This window comes from Actinomadura sp. J1-007, from assembly GCF_009793335.1.
Lineage (GTDB): Bacteria > Actinomycetota > Actinomycetes > Streptosporangiales > Streptosporangiaceae > Spirillospora > Spirillospora yumaensis.
On sequence record NZ_WING01000001.1, the window covers coordinates 3,740,642 to 3,759,119 of the forward strand.

Consider the following 18,478-nt stretch of genomic DNA (forward strand, 5'->3'; position numbering starts at 1 on the left):
AGACGCCGGTCCCCGCTGCAGGACCCGGCCGCCGCGCCCTCGGCGTCCTCCGCGTCTTCCGGCCGGAGGGCGCGGAGGACGCCGGCGCGGCGTCAGGAACGGCCCTGCCTGCGCCGCTCCTCCCTCCGCTTGCGCCGGGACTGGCCGAGCACCCCGGCGACACCGATCAGTCCGCCGCCGATGGCTCCGGCGACGAGCACGCGCAGCAGTTCCTCCATGAGCCCTCTTCTCCGCTCGGGACGGCCACCCGTCCCCATCAAATAGACAATCTTGTCTCCTTGGCCCGTACGACGGCAGGGGCGGGGGCGAAGTTCGGTGAACGTTCAGGAAACGTGCGACGGCCCGCGTGCCGGGCGCCGGAACCGGCGAGCACCGGAACGGCGCGTACCGCAACCGGCCAACGGGAGGCGTCCGCGGCCGGGAAGGGAGCGCCCGGGTCCCTTAGGGTGGTCGGATGCCGGAGTCAGCGTCCCACCGGTTGCCCCGGGGCCGCCACGCGCTGCCGCGCGAGGAGGTGCAGCGCATCCAGCGGTCGCGGCTGTGCGCCGCGATGGCCGAGGTGATGACGGAGAAGGGCTACGTGGCCACCTCCGTGGGGGACGTCCTCAAGCGCGCCGGGGTGTCGCGGCAGAGCTTCTACGAGATCTTCGCGTCCAAGCTCGACTGCTTCAACGCCGCCTTCGAGTGCGCGGGTGAGCTGCTGCTCGCAAGGGTGTCCGGGACGATCGCCGAAGGCGCGGGCGCGGAGCCCGCCGGGGACCCGCGGCGGGCGGCGGACGCCCGGCTGGAGCGGTGCGAGCGGGCGATCACCGCCTACCTGGAGGCGCTGGCGGGCGAGCTGCCGTACGCGCGGCTGTTCCTGGTCGAGGTGTACGCGGCGGGGCCCGAGGCGATCCGGCGGCGCGGCCGGTTGCAGGAGGTCATCAGCGACGCGCTCGCCGAACTGATGGGACTCGGTGAGGAGGCCGACCGGTTCGCCTGCCGGATGCTCGTGGCGGCGACCAGCGCGATGGTGACCCCGCCGGTGGCCGCCGGGGACCCGGACGCGCTGCGGGCCCTCGGGCCGCCCCTGATCGACCATGTCCGCGTCCTGTGGAACGCCGGGATCTTCGACCGACCGGCCGCCTCCGCCTCCGCCGCCGAGCCGTCCGCCGGACGCGACCGCTCCTAGCGCCCCGGCGGTGCGGTGCTCGCCACGTAGACGGTGTTGGTCTCGGTACGTTCCTGGAACGGGTTGGGGAATTCCACGACGTGCGCGCTCGACTCCGCGAACACCTCGTCCAGAACGGCTTGGAAGCCGTCATCGGGCGGGGAGGTGGACCACAGCGCGAAGACCCCGCCCGGATGCAGCTGGGCGGCGAGACGGCGCAGCGGGTCCGGCCCGTAGAAGGACGCGTGCCCGGTGGCCAGCACGTGGCGGGGCGAATGGTCGATGTCGACCAGCACGGCGTGCAGAAGGCCCTTCGGGCCGAGCCCGGAGGCGGCGGCGAGAGCGGACGGCTCCGCGGCCATCTCGAAGAAGTCCCCCTGGACGAGCGAGCACCGCGGATCGGCCACCAGCCCGGCCCCCAGCGGGACCATCCCGGCCCGATGCCACTCGATCACCTCGCCCAGCGCCTCCACCACCGTCAGCGAACGCACCCGGCGGTCTCGCAGGGCCGCGTGCGCGGTGTACCCCAGCCCGAGCCCGCCGACCGCGACGTCCAGTCGGTCGCCCGCGGCCGCGTCCAGGCCGAGCCTCGCGAGCGCGACCTCTCCGGCCGTCCACAGGCTGGACATCAGGAAGTCGTCGTCGAGCTTGACCTCGTACACCTCGCCGCCGGACGCGGGGTCGAGGCGGCGCCGCAGGCTGATCTCGCCGAGAGGGGTCGGCCGCCAGTCGAGCTCTTCGAAACGCCTGGCCATCCGGCTCCTCCTGGAGTCGATCGGGACACCCGTGGGCTCGCCAGCGTACGGCTTGCGCGGACCCGCTCCGCCGCGACCGGCCGAGGCGCCCGCTGACCGGCGGCGCGCAGGGGCCGGCGGCGGCCAGCGAGGGGTGGCGGGCGACGTACCCTAACGTGAGGGCAGGTTCAGGGGGCCCACGAGGGGTCGGCCGGGGGTCCGGGGCGGAGCGGTGGCGGTGAGTTCTTCTTCCGAGGTGGCGGCGCAGGCGGCGCGGCGGCGGACGTTCGCGGTGATCAGCCACCCGGACGCGGGCAAGTCCACGCTGACCGAGGCCCTCGCGCTGCACGCGGCGGCGATCGAGCAGGCCGGGGCGGTGCACGGCAAGGCCGGGCGCAAGGGCGTGGCCTCCGACTGGATGGAGATGGAACGCAGCCGGGGCATCTCGATCACCTCTTCGGTGCTGCGGTTCGAGTTCGGCGGGACGCTGCTGAACCTCCTCGACACCCCCGGGCACGCCGACTTCTCCGAGGACACCTACCGGGTGCTGGCGGCCGTGGACGCGGCGGTGATGCTGCTGGACTCGGCCAAGGGCCTGGAGGCGCAGACGCTCAAGCTGTTCGACGTGTGCCGCCACCGCGGCATCCCGGTCATCACGTTCGTCAACAAGTGGGACCGGCCCGGCCGCGAGCCGCTGGAACTGCTGGACGAGGTGGAGCAGCGCATCGGCCTGCGCCCGGCCCCGCTGAACTGGCCGGTCGGGATCGCCGGCGACTTCCGCGGCCTGATCGACCGCGCGAGCGGCGCCTACACCCGGTTCCGCCGCACCCCCGGCGGCGCCACCCGCGCGATCGCCGAACGCGTCCCGGCCGAGCAGGCCGCGGCCGAGGAGGGGGCGGCCTGGGACGCCGCCGCCGAGGAGCTGGCGCTGCTGGACGAGATCGGCGCCGACCTGGACCCGGAGGCGTTCGCCGCCGGGCTCTGCACGCCGGTGCTGTTCGGGGCCGGGCTGCCCAACTTCGGGGTCGGCGCGCTGCTGGAGGCGCTGTGCGCGCTGGCTCCGCCGCCGGCCGACCGGGTGGACGCCGACGGGGTGCCGCGGCCGGTCACCGCGCCGTTCTCCGGGCAGGTGTTCAAGGTCCAGGCGGGCATGGACCGCGCGCACCGCGACCGGCTGGCGTTCGTCCGGGTGTGCTCGGGGCGCTTCGAGCGCGGCATGCCGCTCACCCACGGCCCCACCGGACGGCCCCTGGCGACGAAGTACGCGCAGACCATGTTCGGACGGGACCGCTCCACGCTCGACGCCGCCTACCCCGGCGACGTGATCGGCTTGCCGAACGCGTCGGGGTTGACCGTCGGCGACACCCTGTACGCCCGCGCGCCGGTGGCGTTCCCGCCGATCCCGGCGTTCGCGCCCGAGCACTTCATGGTGGCGCGCACCCGCGACAACGGCAGGGCCAAGCAGTTCCGCCGCGGCATCGACCAGCTCGACAGCGAGGGCGCGGTGCAGGTGCTGCGCAGCGACCTGCGCGGCGACCAGGCCCCGGTGCTGGCCGCGGTCGGACCGCTCCAGTTCGAGGTCGTCGCCACCCGGATGGAGAACGAGTTCGGCGCGCCCGTCGAGCTGACCCGCCTCGACTACACGACCGCGCGCCTCACCGACAAGGAGTCGGCTGCCACGCTGGAGGCGCGCCGCGGCGTCGAGGTCCTCACCCGGACGCTGGACGGCACGCTGGTCGCGGTGTTCTCCGACAAGTGGCGGATGCGCGGCCTCCAGCGCGACCACCCCGACCTCACCCTCATCCCCATGCTCGCCGCCGGCGACCCCGACTGACCGGCGAACGACCGCGAGGCGCCGCCGCCCGTGTGGCCCGCCGTTCAGCTCGACCGCCGCAGGCCGTCAACGTGCCGGTGGGCCTCCCGCCCGGCGTCGCGCCACAGGGCGAGCGTTGCCGCGCGGCCCTCTCCGCCCGGAAGCGCGACCCGTTCACGCCGCGTCCGTCCGGCGACCGCGACCCGTTCGTCGGCCGGGCTAGCCGGGGCGGTATCGGGCCTTGATGTGGAAGCGTTCGCCCTGGGGTCCGAGGATGCTCAGCAGTTCGACCGGCCGGGCGTCGGCGTTGCCGAACCAGTGCGGGAGGTGGGTGTCGAACTCGGCGACCTCGCCGCTGGAGAGGACGAGTTCGCGGTCGCCGAGGACGAGCCGCAGCCGCCCGTTCAGGACGTACAGCCAGTGGTAGCCCTCGTGCGAACGGGGATCGGGCACGCGGCCGAGGTCGGGGTCGGCGGGGAGGATCTGCTTCCACACCTGGAGGCCGCCGGGCTTGCGGGTCAGCGGGATGACGGTCATGCCGCCGCGGGTGACCGCCCGCGGATACACCCGGGGATCGGCGTCGGACGGCGCGTTGACGAGCTCGTCGAGCGGCATCCGGTAGGCCCTGGCGAGGGGCAGCAGCAGTTCCAGGCCCGGTTTGCGCTGCCCGGTCTCCAGCCTCGACAGGGTGCTGATCGGGATGCCGGTGCTCTGCGACAGGGCGGTCAGGGTGGTCCCGCTGCGGCGCCGCAGCTCGCGGAGCCGTGGCCCGACCGCGGCAAGAACGTCGTCGTACTCCTCGCTCATGGGCCCACACTGCCCCACGTTTTTCGTTTTCCGCAAAGAAGTTTGTCAAACCCGCACGGCCGGAGGCACGGTGACGCCGCAGGCGGCCCGCGATCAGCGCCCGGCGCCCGGCACCAGCCGTCCGACACCAGGAGGCACGATGGACGCCCGGACATGGGACGAGATGTACCGCAGCCGCGGCCAGGTCTTCAGCGGCGACCCCAACGGGGTCCTCGTCGCCGAGGCCGCCGGCCTGCCGCTGGGACGAGCGCTCGACGTCGGATGCGGCGAAGGCGCCGACGCCCTCTGGCTGGCGCGAGGAGGCTGGCAGGTCACCGCGGCCGACATCTCCCGTACCGCCCTGGAACGCGCCGCCGCGGCCGACACCGCCCACCGCGTGACCTGGACCCGGGCCGACCTGGCCGTCGCGCCGCCCCGGCCGGCGCGTTCGACCTGGTGTCGGTCCAGTACTTCCCGCTCCGGAAGGAGCCGGGCCACACCGCGCTGCGCGGCCTGCTGAACGCCGTCGCGCCCGGCGGCACCCTGCTCTTCGCCACCCACGACTCCGCCGACCTGGCCCGGCACGGGGAGCACGGCATCGACCCCCGCGACTACTACCGTCCGGACGACATCGCCGGGCTCCTCGGCCGCGACTGGACCGTCCTGATCAACGAGACCCGCCCGCGGACCGCGCCCGCCCCCGCCGGGACCCGGCACACCCGCGACGCCGTCCTGCGGGCACGGCGTGAGCGCATGGTGGAGTTCTCGGCCGAAGGGTAGGTCACGTGGGTGTGGGCCTGGTGGCCGATCGGCGCGGTCGGGGGGCCAGTACTCGGATGGGAACGGGGCCGATGGACGAGGACCGCGGTATCGAGCGGATGCTGACCGCGCTGCTGGACGCCAGCCACGAGGCGTCGATGGAGCAGGTGCCGGGGCTGGTCGCCGAGCACGCGCGGCACGCCGGGCTGGACGAGGTGCTGATCTACCTGGCCGACCTCCAGGAGACCGTGCTGCGGCAGCTCACCGGGCACGGGATCGACGCGGGGCAGGGCGCCGATCCCGAGCTGGCGGAGCTGCGGGTCGACGGCACGATGGCCGGACGGGCGTTCCAGCAGGTGCGCATGCTGGCCACGAAGGGCTCGGAGGAGGACGGCGCGGACTGCTGGTGGGTGCCGCTGCTCGACGGCACCGAACGCGTCGGCGTGCTGCGGGTCACCGTTCACCGCGACGGCGCCGGGCCGCGGGTGGAGGAGCGGCTGCGGCATCTGGCGTCGCTGACGGCGCTGATGGTGGTGAGCTGCCGCCCGTACAGCGACTCCTACCCGAGGCTGGTGCGGACGCGGCCGATGCACGTGGCCGCCGAGATGCAGTGGAACCTGATGCCGCCGCTGACCTGCGCGACCCCGCAGATGGTGATCGGCGCGGCGCTGGAACCGGCCTACGAGGTCGGCGGGGACGCCTTCGACTACGCCATCGCCGACGGCAACGTCCATCTGGCGGTCTTCGACGCGATGGGCCACGACGTGTCCGCCGGGCTGACGGCGAACCTGGCCATGGCCTGCTGCCGCAACCAGCGCCGCCAGGGCACCGGCCTGGCCGAGACCAGCATCGCCATCGAACGCACCCTGATCGAGGAGTTCGGCGACGACACCCGGTTCGTCACCGCGATCATCGCCGACCTGGACACCACCACCGGCCTGTTCACCTGGGTCAACCGCGGGCACCACCCGCCTGTGGTCATCCGCGGCGGCCGGTGGACGACCACCCTGCCGTGCCCGCCCGCGCACCCCATGGGGCTGGACCTCGGAGGCGAGGTCCCGATGTGCAGCGAGCAGCTTGAACCGGGGGACCGGGTCCTGCTCTACACCGACGGCATCACCGAAGCCCGCAACAGCCACGGCCGGGAGTTCGGCCTCCACCGCTTCGTCGACTTCATCATCCGGCACAGCGCCGACGGCCTCCCCGTCCCCGAGACCCTGCGCCGCCTGATCCGCGCCATCCTGGAGTACCACGACCACCGGCTCCAGGACGACGCCACCGTTTTGGTCCTCGAATGGGACGGCCCCCACCACACCCGCCCGCCCACCGACAGGGCCGAGACCCTCGACCCCGCCCCCGTCAGAGGATCGGTGTCGCCGCGTCCCGCCTCCCGGGCGGGCGACGCCTGATCACCGGCGGGCCCGCGCGGTGCCGGTGCGGGCGGTCACTCGCCGCCGCTCCGCTCCGGATTCTGCAACTGGAAGAAATTGCTTTGCGAGCCGTCCTTCTTATGCTCCTGGTAAAGGAAGTTGAGTTTGCGTTCCTCGAACGTACGGAACCAGTCCTCCCAGGAGATGTGGACCAGGTCGTCGCCGCCGTATCCGGGGAAGTCGAAGAGCAGCCTGCCGGGACGGCCGTCGTACTCGCTGCCCGGCACGGTCGCGGGCTGGGCGTCGCGCTCGTTCGCCCAGCGGCGGATGACGTCCTGGTCGGTGGTGATCAGGCTGCGTCCGGCCCGTTCCTCATGCTCGTACGGCGAGTCCACCTGCTGCTGGTAGCGGTGCTCGCCCTGGACGGGGTGCCCCGAATCGGCCATCGTCGTGTCCTAACGCTGCGTCATGTTCGATATGCGGTACTGGAAGCATTACCCGGTGTGATCGTCGCTTAACTCGCGGGCACGGCGGCTGCCGGTGGGCACGCGGCGCCGTGGGGGCGTCGGGCCGCAGGTCAGTCGCGGCGCGGGGTGACGAGGCCGGACTCGTAGGCGAACACCACGAGCTGGGCGCGGTCCCTGGCGCCCAGCTTGGTCATCGCCCTGCTGACGTGCGTCTTCGCGGTCGTCGGGCTGATCACCATGTGGACGGCGATCTCGTCGTTGGACAGGCCGCGGGCCACCAGCGCGGTGACCTCGCGCTCGCGGTTGGTCAGCACGTCGAGCGCGCCGGGCGCGGGGCCGGGGCGGCGGGCGACGTACTCGCCGATCAGGCGGCGGGTGATCGCGGGGGACAGCAGCGCGTCGCCGCGGGCCGCGACCCGTACGCCCTGGAGCAGGTCGGCGGGCTCGGTGTCCTTGACCATGAAGCCGCAGGCGCCGGCGCGCAGCGCGTTGAAGACGTACTCGTCCAGGCCGTAGTTGGTGAGGATCACGACGTGGACGCCGCTCAGCCGCGCGTCGGCGGCGATCAGCCGGGTGGCCTCGATGCCGTCCATCACCGGCATCTGGATGTCGACCAGGGCGACGTCGGGCCGGTGTTCGAGGGCGAGCGCGACGCCCTGCTCGCCGTCCGCGGCCTCGGCCACCACCTCCAGGTCGTCCTCGATCTCCAGCAGGGCCCGGAAGCCGCCGCGGATGAGCGCCTGGTCGTCCACGAGCAGCACGCGGATCACGACGGCTCCCCGAGGGGCAGCTCGGCGCGCACGGTGAAGCCGCCCTCGGCGCGGGGCTCGGCCCGCAGCCGTCCGCCGAGCGCCGCGACGCGCTCGCGCATGCCGAGCAGGCCCGTGCCGGGGACGGGCGGCGCGTCCGGGTCGGCCTTGCCGTCGTCGTCGATCCGCACGACCAGCTCCCCGTCCGCGTAGTCGATGCGCACCGCCGCGGCGGCGTCGCCCCCGGCGTGCCTGGAGACGTTGGTGAGAGACTCCTGGACGATCCGGTACGCGGCCCGGTCCACCTCGGCGGGCAGCTCCCGGCGCGTGCCGGAGATCGCCACCGTGGCCCGCAGCCCGGCCGAACGGGCCCGTTCGACCAGGTCGCCGAGCCGGTCGAGGCCGCTGCCCGGGGCGTCGCCGTCGGAACGGCCGGGATCGCGCAGCACCTCCAGCGTGGCGCGCAGCTCGCGCGTGGCGTCGCCGCTGGCCTCCTGGATGGCGAGCAGCGCGGGCGGCACGTCCTCGCCGCGCCTGCGCGCCAGGTGGACGGCCACCCCGGCCTGGACCTTGATGATCGAGATGCTGTGGGTGAGCGAGTCGTGCAGCTCCCTGGCGATGCGCAGCCGCTCCTCGCCCGCGCGCCGCCGGGCCGCCTCCTCGCGGGTGCGCTCGGCCTCCGCGGCCCGCTGCTCGGCCTCCTCCAGGTACGCCTGCCTGTGCCGGGACACCGTCGCCACCACGCCGGCCGCGACGAACCAGCCGACCAGCAGCGCGGTGTCCTGGAGGTTCTCCACGACGCCGGCGTCGCGGGGCAGGTTCACCAGGCCGGTGCCCAGGTAGACCGCGCCCGCCAGCGCCGGGGCCAGGAGATGGCCCGCCCTGACCGCCGCGAACACCGACACCAGCACCGGGAACGAGGCCGCCGGGCCCGGCTCGATCGTCGCCGCGACGACGAGCATGCAGGGCGTGCTGACGAGCAGCGACACCAGCGGCGCCCGCCGCCAGGCGACGAGCGCGAACGAGCCGGCGAGCACGGCCGCGAGATCCAGCGCGCCCGCGCTCGGCGTATAGATCACGATGACCGCCAGCAGGACGGCCATCGACGCGGCGAGCAAGCCGTCCTCGGCGAGCGGCCGCCACCGGTCCAGGAACCTCATTCGTGCAGATTAGAGGCTGTTTCAACGAGCAATGTCCGCAGCACGGCGGAAATCAGCACTACTCCCCACGTAGTAGTACGGCCGGTCGTACTTCCCGGGTGCCGTGCGCAGGAGTCTTCCTGCGCACGATGACCGCTGAACGGCCCGGACACCACGATGTCCGGCATGCACATGATCGGAGTCAAGGGCCGGTTCCGCCGCGTACCCCCGGGGTGCCGCAGGCCGTCGCCTTCCGCGCCGGGACCCGGCAGGGGCGGGCCCGCGGCCGCGGGAGCACGGGGGAGTGGGCCGCGGTGACCGGTGGAGGGACGGCGGGCGGACGGCCGGGCGTCCGGCCGGGGCTGACGCTCGCCGTGGTGGCCGTCGTGCAGTTCATGGTGTCGCTGGACCTGTCGGTGGTGAACGTCGGGCTTCCGGAGATCGCCGCCGGGCTCGGCTTCAGCGCGTCCGGCCTGACCTGGGTGATCCACGCCTACGCGCTCACCTTCGGCGGGCTGCTCCTGCTGGGCGGCAAGGCCGCCGACCGGTACGGGCCCAAGCGGGTCCTGCTGCTCGGGCTCGCGCTGTTCGGGCTCGCGTCCCTGCTCGGCGGCTTCGCCCAGGAGCCGGGGCACCTGGTCGGCGCCCGCGTCGTCCAGGGCGTCGGGGCGGCCGTGCTGGCTCCGGCCGCGCTGGCGCTGCTGGCCGCGACGTTCCCCTCGGGCCGGGCCCGCGTCCGGGCGTTCGGCGTGTGGAGCGCGATGAACGCCGCCGGGGCCGCCCTCGGCGTCCTGATCGGCGGCCTGCTCACCGAGTACGCGAGCTGGCGCTGGGTGATGTTCGTGAACGTGCCGATGGCCGCCGGCGCGCTGGCCCTGGCCTGGCGCGGGGTCGCCGCCGCGCCGCCCGCGGCCCGCGGCCGCCGTCCGGACGTCCTCGGCGCCGTCCTCGCCACCGCCGGGATGACGCTGCTGGTGTTCGGCGTCGTCCGCACCGACCGGTACGCGTGGACGTCGCCGACCACCCTGGCGACCCTCGGGGCCGCCGTCGCGCTGCTGGCCGCGTTCCTCCAGGTCGAACGGACCACCAGGCGCGAACCGCTCGTCCGGCTCGGCCTGTTCGCCAACCGCGCGGTCGCGGGCGCCAACGCCTACAACCTCCTGGCGGGCGCGGCGATGTCCTCGGCCTTCTACTTCGTCTCCCTCTACCTCCAACGGGTCCTCGGCCACGGTCCGGCGCTGACGGGGATCATGTTCCTGCCGCTCGCCGCCGGCGTGATCGTCGGCTCGGCGCTCGCCGTCAAGCTCGGCTACCGGCTGGCTCCCCGGACCCTGCTGGTCGCCGGCGGGCTCCTGGCGGCCGCCGGGTTCGCCTGGCTGGGCCTGATCAGCCCGGACGGAACGTTCGCCGCCGACGTCCTCGGCCCCTCGGTCCTCATCAGCGTCGGCTTCGGGCTGTGCCTCGCGCCGGTCGTCTCCACCGCGACCACCGGCGTCGCGGCGCACGAGACCGGCACCGCGTCCGGCCTGCTCGCCAGCTCCCGCCAGATCGGCGCGTCGCTCGGGCTCGCCGCGCTCGGCACCGCCGCCCAGCACCGCACCGGACGGGACGTCACGCCCGAGAGCCTCAGCGACGGGTACGCGCTCGGGCTGTCCCTCGGCGCCGTGCTCCTGGCCGGCGCCGTCCTCGTCGCCCTCACCGTCCTGTGCCGGACCGGCGCGCCCGTACCGGCCGCGACGCGGCAGGGGCAGATGCAGCGCAGGAAGGAAGCCTCGGCATGACCGTCACCCCGATCGACCTGTTCGCGTCCTCCATCGGCCTCCACCAGGGCGGCCGGGTGCACGCCGGGCCGCGGGCGTCCGTCCACGAGCGGGACGGCTGGCGGCTGACGGCCTTCCACGCGAAGACCGACGCCGACGTCCACGCCGACCACTGGGAGGTCCATCCCGAGGCCGAGGAGGTCCTGTCCTGCCTCATCGGGAAGATCCGCCTCCACCTCCGTCCGGAACGGCCGGGACAGGAGGAGGAAGTGATCAGGCTGACGGCCGGGACCGCCGCCATCGTCCCGCGCGGGCGATGGCACCGCATCGAGCTGGACACCCCCAGCAACATCATGGCCGTCACCCTGCCGCGCGGCAGCCGACTGGAAAAGCGAGCCGGAACGTAGGCCATGTCAATTGACGGAGAGAAGAGGACGATGAGCGCTACCGAGCTGGCTCCTGTGGGGGAGAAATCCCAACCCCCGCCGCCGCCGGACGCCGATTCCGCTGATTCCGCGGCGGAGGAAAGTATGGCGGGACTGCTGCTTCCCTATTCCGGGGGATTCGCGGCCGTTGTGGTCTTGCAGGTGGTCGGGGCCGTCGCGGGTCTGGCGCCTTTGCTGGCCGTCGTCGAACTGGGGCGCGTTTTCCTGTCGTCCGATCCGGTCGACCACGACCACGTCTGGACGGTCGTGGCCGTCGGCGCGATCGGGCTGTTCGTCCGGCTGGTGTTCCAGGCCGCGTCGTCCGGGGTGGGGCACGTTCTGGACGGACGGGTGCAGTTGTCGTTCCGGCGTCGGCTGGCCGCGCGGCTGGGGCGCGTGCCGATCGGCTGGCTGTCCGCACGTCCGAGGGGCGAGCTGGCCAAGGTGGTGGGGGAGGACGTCAGTGCCGTGCACCCGTTCATCGCCCACGCCCCCGGCGAGCTGATCTCGGCGTTCGTGGTGCCGCTGGTGTCGCTGGTCTACCTGTTCACCGTCGATTGGCGGATGACGCTCATCACCCTGATCCCGGTGGTGCTGGCGGTGGCGCTCGTTCCGCTGATGATGACGCCGACCCGGTTGCGCGAGCAGGCGGAGTTCGACACGGCCATGGGACGGATCGCGAACTCGGTCGTCGAATTCGTTCAGGGCATCGCGGTGGTCAAGGCGTTCGGCGGCGCGGAACGGGCGCACCGCAGGTTCCGGACGGCCACCGACGATTTCGTCACGGTCTTCTACCGGATGGTGCGCGGCCTTTCCGCGGTCGCCGCGGGAATGCAGGTCGCGCTGTCTCCGCCGTTCGTGCTGCTGGTCGTTCTGGTGGGCGGCGCCGTTCTGGTCACGGACGGCGGCATGGCGGCGGCGGACCTGCTGCCGTTCCTGCTGCTCGGGCTGGGGCTGACCGCTCCGGTGGCGGCGCTCGGCCACGGTTTCGACGGCCTTCAGGCCGCCCGGCGCGCGGTCGGCCGGATCCGGGAGGTGCTGGCGGTGCGGCCGCTGCCGGAGCCCGCGCGCCCGGTCGCACCGCGCGGGCACCTGGTGGAGCTGCGGGACGTCCGCTTCGCCTACCAGGACGGCCACGAGGTACTGCGCGGGATCGACCTGGTGCTGGAGCCGGGGACGGTGACCGCGGTCGTCGGGCCCTCGGGCAGCGGGAAGTCCACGCTCGTCCAACTGCTGCCGCGGTTCTTCGACCCGACCCACGGAACGGTCTCGCTGGGCGGCGTGGATCTGCGCGAGATCGGCAGCCGGGAGCTGTACCGGAACGTGTCGTTCGTCTTCCAGGACGTCCGGCTGCTGCGCGCGTCGGTCGCGGACAACATCGCGCTCGCGGTGCCGGACGCCGGCCGCGACGCCGTGGAGCGCGCCGCGCGGCGGGCGAACATCCACGACCGCATCCTCGAACTGCCGCGCGGCTACGACACGGTGATCGGGGACGAGGCCGGGCTGTCCGGCGGCGAGGCGCAGCGGATCTCGATCGCGCGCGCCCTGCTCGCCGCCACGCCCGTCCTGGTGCTGGACGAGGCGACCGCGTTCGCCGACCCGCAGACCGAGCAGGCCGTCCGCCGGGCGCTCGCGCCGGAGGGCGACCGGAGCGTCCTGGTCATCGCCCACCGGCTGGAGACCATCGCCGACGCCGACACCGTCGTGATGCTGGAGAACGGGACGGTCGTCGAGCGCGGCGACCCCTCCGAGCTGCTGGCCCAGGACGGGAGGTTCGCCGCGTTCTGGCGTTCCAACCAGGCCGCGATCGCCGACGAGAGCGAAGCCCGCGGCGTACCGCGAGGAGGCGAGGCCCGATGATCCGGATGCTGCTGCGCGTGCTGGGACACCGGTACGCCGGGCCGGTGCGCCGCACCGTGGCCCTGATGACGGCGACCGCGGTCGTCGAGGGACTGTCCTACGCGCTGCTGGTCCCGGTGCTGCGGGAGCTGTTCGGGAGCACGCCGTCGGACGCCCGGCCCTGGCTGATCGCGTTCGGGGCGGCGGTCGCGGTCTACGCGGCGCTGCGCTACGTCAGCGACCTGTCCGGCTTCCGCGTCGGGACCACGCTGCTGCACGGGATGTACCACCGCCTCGGCGACCACCTGGCCCGGCTGCCCATCGGCTGGTACGGCGCGGGCCGCGTCGGCGAGGTGTCGGTCCTCGCCAGCAGCGGCGTCCTCCAGGCCATGAGCGTGATCGCGCACCTGCTGGCGCCGTCGATCTCCGCCTGCGTGACCCCGCTGACGATCGTCGCGGTGATCCTCGCCTTCAACTGGCAGATGGGGCTGGCCGCGCTCGCCGCCGTCCCGCTCGTGGCGGCGGTCCAGCTCTGGACCGGCCGCCTGACGGCCGCCACCGACGCCGAGCGCGCCGAACACGACCAGCAGGCCGCCGGCCGGGTCGTCGAGTACCTCCGCGCCCAGCCGGTGCTGCGCGCCGGCGGCCGGTCCGCCGAACGCTTCCAGACCCTGGACGACTCGTTGCGGGAGGTCCAGCGCGCGTCCCGCCGGACGGTGCTCTCGACGCTGCCCGGCGTGCTCGGCCTGACGCTCACGGTGCAGGCGGCGTTCACCGCGTTGCTCGTCCTCGGCGCCCACCTCGCGCTCGGCGGGGACATCGGCGCGGCGGAGGTCCTCGCGATCCTCGTGCTGGCCGCCCGTTGCGCGGACCCGCTGCTGTCGCTGTCGGACATCGGCGGCCAGCTCCACGGGGCCCGTTCCGAGCTGGGCAGGCTCGACAAGGTGCTGCGCACCGAGCCGCTGCCCGAGCCCGGCGAGCCGGTCCGGCCGTCCCGCCACGACCTGGAGTTCGACGCGGTCACCTTCCGGCACGGCGACCGCACGGTGATCGACGGCGTGTCGCTGACGGTGCCGCAGGGGCGGCGGCTCGCCGTCGTCGGCCCGTCGGGCGCGGGCAAGAGCACCCTGCTCCAGCTGATCGCGCGGTTCTACGACGTGGACGGCGGCGCGGTACGCGTCGGGGGCGTGGACGTGCGCGACGTCGACTCCGCGGTGCTGATGGAGCAGATCGCCATCGTCTTCCAGGACGTCTACCTCTTCGAGGGGACGATCGAGGAGAACGTCCGCCTCGGCCGTCCCGACGCGGACGACGCCGAGGTGCGGGCGGCGGCGACCGCCGCGCGGCTGGACGAGGTCGTCGAACGGCTGCCCGCGGGATGGGCGACCGAGGTCGGCGAGGGGGGCGCGCTGCTGTCCGGAGGCGAACGCCAGCGCGTCTCCATCGCCCGCGCCCTGCTGAAGGACGCCCCGATCGTCCTGCTGGACGAGGTGACCTCGGCGCTGGACCCGGTGAACGAGGCGGCCGTCCACGACGGCATCGAACGCCTGATGGCGGGCCGTACGGTCGTCATGGTCGCGCACCGGATGCGCACCGTCCGGCGCGCCGACCGCATCGCGTTCCTGGACGGCGGCCGGATCGCGCACGAAGGCGACCACGAGGAGCTCCTGCGCAGCAGCGCCCGCTACGCCGACTACTGGAACATCAGCCAGACACCCGTCTGAACGACCCGGTGCAGCGCCGGGGCCAACGCGTCGAAGCCCGGACGGCCACCGGGTTCGCCCGTCAGGGGCGGGCCCGGTGGCCGTTGGACGTCTCGCTTCCGCTCCGCCGCCACAGGTCCGCGAGGCGGGCGATGCCGTCGGCGACGTCGGACGCGGGCTGCCAGAAGGGGAGGCGCAGGTGGTCGGTGAAGCCCCCGACCGCGGAGAACACGGGTCCGGGAACGACGGAGATGTTGCGCCGTTGCGCGAGGCGCGCGAACGCGGTGGTGTCGGTCCCGGGGAGGCGGACCCACAGGGCGCTCCCGCCGAGCGGCTCGGCCCATGACCATTCGGGCGCGTGGTCGTGGAGGGCGTCCAGCGCGGTCCGGAGCCCGGCGCGCAGTTGCGCGCGGCGGGCCTCCCGGGCGCGGCTCAGGTCGGCGAGGCAGCGCGCGGTGACGAGCTGGCCGATGATCGAGCCGCCGAGGTCGCTGTTCACCCTGGCGCGCGACAGCGCCTGGACGGTGGCCTGGTCGGCCCTGATCCAGCCGGTGCGCAGACCTCCCCAGAACACCTTGGACGCCGAGCCGATGGTGATCCAGGCGCCGGAGCCCATCCGGGACCCGATGGGCGCGGGCGGCGCGTCGTCCCTGATCAGCAGGTCGGCGGGCGAACGGTCCTCGACCAGGATGGTGCCGGTGCCCCGGACGAGCTCGGCGACGCGCCGGGCGCCCGCCTCCGAGACGATCGAGCCGGTCGGGTTGTGCGCGACCGGCAGCAGGTACAGCATGCGCGGGGCGAGCTGCCTGAGCAGCCGTTCGAGGAGGCGGACGTCGGGACCGGCCGGGCCGGTCGGCACCGGGACGATGCGCGCGCCGCGCCGCCGGAACGCCTCGATCGCGCCCCGGTAGGTGGGGTCCTCGACCAGGACGGTGTCGGACCGGCTGACCAGCGCGCCCGCGATGAGGGTGAGCGCCTGCTGCGAGCCGTTCGTGACGAGCAGCTGGTCGGCGCGGGTGGGCACCCCGAGGTCCTCGTAGTGGCGGCGGAGCGCCTCGCGGAGCGGCGCCACGCCGTGCGGCTCGTAGCCGTCCCCGGCCATCGCGCCGGGCAGCTCGGGCCCGTCCACCACGGCCCTGGTGTGCTCCATGACGAGGTCGACGAGCCCTCCCGGCGCGCCGCTGGACAGGTCGATGCGGCCGTACTCCCGGGACCGGAAGCTGGAGAGCCGGGCGTCGCCCTGCGCGGAGTGGGCGCGCCGGGCGGTGACCACCGAACCCGCACCGACGCGGCTGGAGACGTGGTCGGCCGCCCGGAGCAGGTCGTACGCGCCGGTCACGGTCCCGCGGCTGACCGACAGCGCCTCGGCGAGGTGGCGTTCCGAGGGGAGCCGGTCGCCGTCGGCCAGGTCGCCGTGCAGGATCAGGTCGGCGAGGGCCTGGGCGAGGCGCTGCGGCAGCCGTCCCGGCGCCGCGTCCCAGCCGCCCAGGAGCCGGGCGAGACGGGCGACGTCCCCCGAGGCCATGAACTCCTCCCCTGTAGGCCATTCGACCGCGAATTGGCCTGTGTGGGCCAATCGCGTGGTCCATAGCATCGCACCCCGACGCGCAAGTCCGGTCGACGAGGAAAGGAGCCCCCGCCGTGGCCGTCATGCTGCTAGGAACGCTCGACACCAAGCACGCGGAGTACGCCTTCGTCCAGGAACGGCTCACCCGCGCGGGCATCGAGACGGTGCTGGTGGACGTCGGCGTCGTCGGCGAGCCGTCCGCGCGGCCGGACATCACCGCCGCCGAGGTGGCGGCCGCCGGAGGCGGTGACCTGGCCGCGTTGCGGACGGCGCGCGACCGCGGCGCCGCGCTCGCGGTGATGGCCGAGGGCGCCGCGGCCGTCGCGAGGCGCCTCCACGGCTCCGGAGAGCTGAGCGGCGTGCTCGCGCTCGGCGGCAGCGGCGGGTCGTCCATCGCCGCCGCCGCGATGCGCGCGGTGCCGATCGGGCTTCCGAAGCTGCTGGTCTCCACGATGGCGGCCGGTGACGTCTCCGGCTACGTCGGCACGTCCGACGTGACGATCATGCACAGCGTGGTGGACCTGGCGGGCCTGAACCGCCTGTCCCGCACCGTCCTGGAGAACGCGGCCGGCGCGATGGCCGGCATGGCGGCGGCCTACCGGGAGCGGTCCGCGGCGCGGGGCGGCCCGTCCGACCGGCCGCTGGTCGCGGCGTCCATGTTCGGCGTGACCACCCCGGCGGTCGACACCGCCCGGCGGCGCCTGGAGGACCTCGGGTACGAGGTGCTCGTCTTCCACGCGACGGGCTCCGGCGGGCGCACGATGGAGTCGCTGATCGCGGGAGGGCACGTCGCCGGCGTGCTCGACCTGACCACCACCGAACTCGCCGACGAGGTCGTCGGGGGAGTGCTGAGCGCCGGGCCCGAGCGCCTCGACGCCGCGGCCGGACGGGGCGTCCCGCAGGTGGTCAGCTTCGGGGCGCTCGACATGGTCAACTTCGGCCCGGAGGCGAGCGTCCCTTCACGGTTCGCCGACCGGAAGCTGCTGGTCCACAACGCGGACGTGACGCTGATGCGCACCAGCGCGAGCGAGGCCGCCCGGATCGGGGACCTGCTCGGCCGCAAGCTCGCCGCCGCCACGGGCCCCGTCAGCCTGCGGGTGCCGCGCGGCGGGTTCTCCGCCGTGGACGCGGAGGGCGGGCCGTTCTGGGACCCCGGGGCCGACGAGGCGTGCGTCGGCGCGGCGCTGGCGCGGCTGGACGGCACCCCCGTCGAGGTCGCCACCAGCGGGCACAACATCAACGACGAGGACTTCGCCCTGGCCGCGGCCGACGAGCTCCACCGGCTCGTCACCGGGGCGGGGGACCACCGAGAGGACGACGCATGAACCGCGACCAGGCCCTTCACAGGTTCCGGACGCTGCGCGAGAGCGGACGGCCGATCATCGGCGCCGGCGCCGGCACGGGCCTGTCGGCGAAGGCCGCCGAACTCGGCGGGATCGACCTGTTGATCATCTACAACTCGGGGCGGTTCCGGATGGCGGGCCGCGGGTCGCTGGCCGGGCTGCTCCCGTACGGCGACGCCAACGCGATCGTCGTCGAGATGGCCGCCGAGGTCCTGCCCGTGGTGACCTCGACGCCCGTCCTCGCGGGAGTGTGCGGCACCGATCCGTTCCGCGACATCCCGCGCTTCCTCGACCGGCTCCAGGGGCTCGGGTTCGCGGGGGTGCAGAACTTCCCCACCGTGGGGCTGATCGACGGTGTCTTCCGGACCAACCTGGAGGAGACCGGCATGGGCTTCGAGCACGAGATCGCGATGATCGCCGCCGCGGCCGAGCGCGGCCTGCTGACCGCGCCGTACGTCTTCGACGAGGACCAGGCGGCCGCGATGACCCGGGCGGGCGCCGACATCGTCGTCCCGCACCTCGGCCTGACCACCAGCGGCACCATCGGCGCGAAGACCGCCGTCACCCTGGAGGAGGCCGCGGTCCGCGTGCAGGCCATGCGCGACGCCGCCGCGGCCGTCGATCCCGGCGTGCTCGTGCTCTGCCACGGCGGCCCGATCGCCGAACCCGCGGACGTCGCGTACGTCATGGAGCACACCACCGGGATCGCCGGGTTCTTCGGCGCGTCCTCCATGGAGCGCCTGCCCACCGAACGCGCGATCGCCGCCCAGGCGCGCGCCTTCAAGGAGATCCCCACCACCGCCTGAGGCGGTCCCGCGAACCGCGCCGCGAGGCGTCCACGCCGGCGGCGGGCACCGACGAGAAGTGAGGACGA

Annotated in this window: 16 protein-coding genes and 1 pseudogene; 10 read left to right on the forward strand and 7 right to left on the reverse strand. The window is 74.0% G+C overall.

Going from position 1 to position 18,478, the window contains the following annotated elements:
* Positions 1-92: 92 nt before the first annotated feature.
* Positions 93-218, reverse strand: a complete 126-nt coding sequence (locus GEV43_RS53805) for a hypothetical protein (RefSeq protein WP_302930836.1) — start codon at positions 216-218, stop codon at positions 93-95.
* A 236-nt stretch (positions 219-454) separates the two neighbouring features.
* Here GEV43_RS53805 and GEV43_RS16985 point away from each other — a divergent pair, with 236 nt between their 5' ends.
* Entirely contained in the window at positions 455-1,171 is a 717-nt protein-coding gene (locus tag GEV43_RS16985; protein WP_160821544.1) for a TetR/AcrR family transcriptional regulator, read from the forward strand.
* Here GEV43_RS16985 and GEV43_RS16990 read toward each other — a convergent pair.
* A complete protein-coding gene (locus tag GEV43_RS16990) occupies positions 1,168-1,905 on the reverse strand; it encodes a spermidine synthase (protein ID WP_160821545.1) in 738 nt (245 codons plus the stop codon). The genes GEV43_RS16985 and GEV43_RS16990 overlap by 4 nt on opposite strands.
* 211 nt (positions 1,906-2,116) lie before the next feature.
* Here GEV43_RS16990 and GEV43_RS16995 point away from each other — a divergent pair, with 211 nt between their 5' ends.
* Complete coding sequence (locus GEV43_RS16995) at positions 2,117-3,718, forward strand: peptide chain release factor 3 (RefSeq protein ID WP_160821546.1); 1,602 nt, start codon at positions 2,117-2,119, stop codon at positions 3,716-3,718.
* A 198-nt stretch (positions 3,719-3,916) separates the two neighbouring features.
* On the opposite strand, the gene GEV43_RS17000 is transcribed toward GEV43_RS16995, so the two are convergent.
* Positions 3,917-4,504 (reverse strand): helix-turn-helix domain-containing protein, encoded by a 588-nt coding sequence (locus GEV43_RS17000; RefSeq protein WP_160821547.1) that lies wholly within the window; start codon positions 4,502-4,504, stop codon positions 3,917-3,919.
* 139 nt (positions 4,505-4,643) lie between these two features.
* On the opposite strand from GEV43_RS17000, the pseudogene GEV43_RS17005 reads away from it, so the two are divergent.
* A pseudogene (locus tag GEV43_RS17005) lies at positions 4,644-5,263 on the forward strand (class I SAM-dependent methyltransferase).
* A gap of 71 nt (positions 5,264-5,334) precedes the next feature.
* Positions 5,335-6,651, forward strand: a complete 1,317-nt coding sequence (locus tag GEV43_RS17010) for a PP2C family protein-serine/threonine phosphatase (protein WP_206681188.1) — start codon at positions 5,335-5,337, stop codon at positions 6,649-6,651.
* A 35-nt stretch (positions 6,652-6,686) separates the two neighbouring features.
* On the opposite strand, the gene GEV43_RS17015 is transcribed toward GEV43_RS17010, so the two are convergent.
* From GEV43_RS17015 to GEV43_RS17025, 3 genes are all read right to left on the reverse strand, one after another.
* A complete protein-coding gene (locus tag GEV43_RS17015; RefSeq protein ID WP_160821548.1) occupies positions 6,687-7,058 on the reverse strand; it encodes a hypothetical protein in 372 nt (123 codons plus the stop codon).
* A gap of 131 nt (positions 7,059-7,189) precedes the next feature.
* Positions 7,190-7,849 (reverse strand): response regulator transcription factor, encoded by a 660-nt coding sequence (locus GEV43_RS17020; protein WP_160821549.1) that lies wholly within the window; start codon positions 7,847-7,849, stop codon positions 7,190-7,192.
* Positions 7,846-8,988 carry a sensor histidine kinase gene (locus tag GEV43_RS17025; RefSeq protein ID WP_160821550.1) on the reverse strand — a complete coding sequence of 381 codons (1,143 nt, stop codon included), beginning with the start codon at positions 8,986-8,988 and terminating at the stop codon, positions 7,846-7,848. The genes GEV43_RS17020 and GEV43_RS17025 overlap by 4 nt, the downstream gene beginning before the upstream one ends.
* Before the next feature lie 293 nt (positions 8,989-9,281).
* Between GEV43_RS17025 and GEV43_RS17030 the strand changes: the two genes are divergently transcribed.
* From GEV43_RS17030 to GEV43_RS17045, 4 genes are all read left to right on the forward strand, one after another.
* Positions 9,282-10,748: an MFS transporter gene (locus GEV43_RS17030; protein ID WP_309239679.1), complete on the forward strand. Its 1,467-nt coding sequence runs from the start codon at positions 9,282-9,284 to the stop codon at positions 10,746-10,748.
* Complete coding sequence (locus tag GEV43_RS17035; RefSeq protein WP_160821551.1) at positions 10,745-11,134, forward strand: cupin domain-containing protein; 390 nt, start codon at positions 10,745-10,747, stop codon at positions 11,132-11,134. Before GEV43_RS17030 ends, GEV43_RS17035 begins: the two co-directional genes overlap by 4 nt.
* A 123-nt stretch (positions 11,135-11,257) precedes the next feature.
* Complete coding sequence (locus tag GEV43_RS17040; RefSeq protein ID WP_241682939.1) at positions 11,258-13,012, forward strand: ABC transporter ATP-binding protein; 1,755 nt, start codon at positions 11,258-11,260, stop codon at positions 13,010-13,012.
* Positions 13,009-14,715, forward strand: a complete 1,707-nt coding sequence (locus GEV43_RS17045; protein ID WP_160821553.1) for an ABC transporter ATP-binding protein — start codon at positions 13,009-13,011, stop codon at positions 14,713-14,715. The genes GEV43_RS17040 and GEV43_RS17045 overlap by 4 nt, the downstream gene beginning before the upstream one ends.
* Before the next feature lie 61 nt (positions 14,716-14,776).
* Here the strand turns inward: GEV43_RS17045 and GEV43_RS17050 are convergent, their stop codons facing one another.
* Positions 14,777-16,219 carry a PLP-dependent aminotransferase family protein gene (locus tag GEV43_RS17050; RefSeq protein WP_160821554.1) on the reverse strand — a complete coding sequence of 481 codons (1,443 nt, stop codon included), beginning with the start codon at positions 16,217-16,219 and terminating at the stop codon, positions 14,777-14,779.
* Positions 16,220-16,344: 125 nt separating this feature from the next.
* Here GEV43_RS17050 and GEV43_RS17055 point away from each other — a divergent pair, with 125 nt between their 5' ends.
* Both GEV43_RS17055 and GEV43_RS17060 read left to right on the forward strand, forming a co-directional pair.
* Complete coding sequence (locus GEV43_RS17055; RefSeq protein WP_160824573.1) at positions 16,345-17,586, forward strand: Tm-1-like ATP-binding domain-containing protein; 1,242 nt, start codon at positions 16,345-16,347, stop codon at positions 17,584-17,586.
* Positions 17,583-18,410, forward strand: a complete 828-nt coding sequence (locus tag GEV43_RS17060) for a phosphoenolpyruvate hydrolase family protein (RefSeq protein ID WP_160821555.1) — start codon at positions 17,583-17,585, stop codon at positions 18,408-18,410. The genes GEV43_RS17055 and GEV43_RS17060 overlap by 4 nt, the downstream gene beginning before the upstream one ends.
* Positions 18,411-18,478 lie beyond the last annotated feature (68 nt).

Bases quoted from the DNA above. Each gene is read 5' to 3' on its own strand.
- GEV43_RS53805 (WP_302930836.1), bottom strand. From the start codon at position 218: ATGGAGGAACTGCTGCGCGTGCTCGTCGCCGGAGCCATCGGCGGCGGA.
- GEV43_RS16985 (WP_160821544.1), top strand. From the start codon at position 455: ATGCCGGAGTCAGCGTCCCACCGGTTGCCCCGGGGCCGCCACGCGCTG.
- GEV43_RS16990 (WP_160821545.1), bottom strand. From the start codon at position 1,905: ATGGCCAGGCGTTTCGAAGAGCTCGACTGGCGGCCGACCCCTCTCGGC.
- GEV43_RS17000 (WP_160821547.1), bottom strand. From the start codon at position 4,504: ATGAGCGAGGAGTACGACGACGTTCTTGCCGCGGTCGGGCCACGGCTC.
- GEV43_RS17010 (WP_206681188.1), top strand. From the start codon at position 5,335: ATGGACGAGGACCGCGGTATCGAGCGGATGCTGACCGCGCTGCTGGAC.
- GEV43_RS17015 (WP_160821548.1), bottom strand. From the start codon at position 7,058: ATGGCCGATTCGGGGCACCCCGTCCAGGGCGAGCACCGCTACCAGCAG.
- GEV43_RS17025 (WP_160821550.1), bottom strand. From the start codon at position 8,988: ATGAGGTTCCTGGACCGGTGGCGGCCGCTCGCCGAGGACGGCTTGCTC.
- GEV43_RS17035 (WP_160821551.1), top strand. From the start codon at position 10,745: ATGACCGTCACCCCGATCGACCTGTTCGCGTCCTCCATCGGCCTCCAC.
- GEV43_RS17040 (WP_241682939.1), top strand. From the start codon at position 11,258: ATGGCGGGACTGCTGCTTCCCTATTCCGGGGGATTCGCGGCCGTTGTG.
- GEV43_RS17045 (WP_160821553.1), top strand. From the start codon at position 13,009: ATGATCCGGATGCTGCTGCGCGTGCTGGGACACCGGTACGCCGGGCCG.
- GEV43_RS17050 (WP_160821554.1), bottom strand. From the start codon at position 16,219: ATGGCCTCGGGGGACGTCGCCCGTCTCGCCCGGCTCCTGGGCGGCTGG.
- GEV43_RS17055 (WP_160824573.1), top strand. From the start codon at position 16,345: ATGCTGCTAGGAACGCTCGACACCAAGCACGCGGAGTACGCCTTCGTC.
- GEV43_RS17060 (WP_160821555.1), top strand. From the start codon at position 17,583: ATGAACCGCGACCAGGCCCTTCACAGGTTCCGGACGCTGCGCGAGAGC.